A 249-nucleotide genomic window follows, 5' to 3' on the forward strand; every position below is an offset into this window, starting at 1 on the left:
GGGAACCTGCGGTTGGATCACCTCCTTACCTTAAAGAACCTGCCTTTGTAGTGCTCACACAGATTGTCTGATGAAAAGTAAACAGCAAGGCGTCTTGCGATTGAGACTTCAGTGTCCCCTTCGTCTAGAGGCCCAGGACACCGCCCTTTCACGGCGGTAACAGGGGTTCGAATCCCCTAGGGGACGCCACTTGCTGGTTCGTGAGTGAAAGTCACCTGCCGTCATATCTCAAAACTGACTTGCGAGTCA

General features: G+C 52.6%; 1 tRNA gene. It reads left to right on the plus strand.

The features are described 5' to 3' along the window. Positions 1 to 113 precede the first annotated feature (113 nt). Positions 114 to 189: transfer RNA gene (locus tag IM294_RS21995), tRNA-Glu, on the plus strand. The last annotated feature ends 60 nt before the right edge of the window (positions 190 to 249 follow it).

The organism is Enterobacter cloacae complex sp. P43RS (assembly GCF_014930585.1).
GTDB lineage: Bacteria > Pseudomonadota > Gammaproteobacteria > Enterobacterales > Enterobacteriaceae > Enterobacter > Enterobacter bugandensis.